At 56.2% G+C, this 974-nt stretch carries 1 protein-coding gene and 1 tRNA gene; one reads left to right on the forward strand and one right to left on the reverse strand.

Going from position 1 to position 974, the window contains the following annotated elements; genetic code table 11:
• Nucleotides 1-272 precede the first annotated feature (272 nt).
• Nucleotides 273-346, reverse strand: a tRNA-Leu gene (locus tag IEW01_RS17605).
• 110 nt (nucleotides 347-456) lie between these two features.
• On the opposite strand from IEW01_RS17605, the gene IEW01_RS17610 reads away from it, so the two are divergent.
• Nucleotides 457-974, forward strand: a 518-nt coding sequence (locus IEW01_RS17610; RefSeq protein WP_229738361.1) for an Arm DNA-binding domain-containing protein, incomplete at its 3' end; no start/stop codon positions are given.

Below are 974 nucleotides of genomic sequence, written 5' to 3' on the forward strand. Positions count from 1 at the left end.
ACGGGCTCACCCCATGGGAGTATCATCAACGGTCAAGAGAGGACCAAACCCTGAACAGAGCTAACCAATAAACGCGGACTCTCGGGGGAGCATGTCATGTCCACTATCTCGTGGTGGACACTATCGATCACCCTCTATGCGTGACAGAGCAGTGACGCCGGACGCTTACGAAGAGGCCGGCCTGAGAAACAGGGAAACAGGTTTTTTTGGGGGGGGGCATATAACGACGAAAGCCGCCCATCAGGACGGCGCTCGTTCGATGACCCGAGATTTGGTTGCGGGGGTAGGATTTGAACCTACGACCTTCAGGTTATGAGCCTGCGTGCCATAGCCCAGAAACCTCGCGAGAAACAGAATTATTATTTGATTTCTGGAAATTACCTTGGACACACATTGACCTACACGGTCAAGTCATGCCACCCATGTCCGACAGCAGCCGGACACATGGCGGACACAATGCCGAATATCACCGAGACATTTGCGAAGCGGGCAGAAGCGCCCGAGACGGGCAGTAAGATTCATTATGACGACGCCATCAAAGGCTTTGGGCTCCGTGTGACCAAGGCCGGAGCAAAGGCCTTCATTCTGAACTTTACGGTCAACAAGCGCGAGCGGCGCATGACGATCGGCAGCTATCCCACTTGGAGCGCGGCGGCGGCACGCGAGGAGGCCAAACGCCTTCGACGCCTGATCGATCAGGGGCAGGACCCACTTGAGGAACGCAACCAACGCAAGGCTGCGCCGAATGTTGCAGATCTCTGGTCGGAATATGAACGTGTCCATCTTCCAACCCTGTCCAAGCGGAGCCAAAATGATCAACGTGGGATGTGGTTGAAGTTCATTCTACCTGAACTTCGTTCGGTTCAGGTGAGAGAACGTAACCATCCGGCGTGGACCGCGGATGGGGGCTGTTCTCAGGTCGTGCCCTCGGGGGCTTTGGGTTTGCGGGGCCGCGGAGCCCATTTCTTCGCAAG

The organism is Sinisalibacter lacisalsi, assembly GCF_014640115.1.
Taxonomy (GTDB): domain Bacteria; phylum Pseudomonadota; class Alphaproteobacteria; order Rhodobacterales; family Rhodobacteraceae; genus Sinisalibacter; species Sinisalibacter lacisalsi.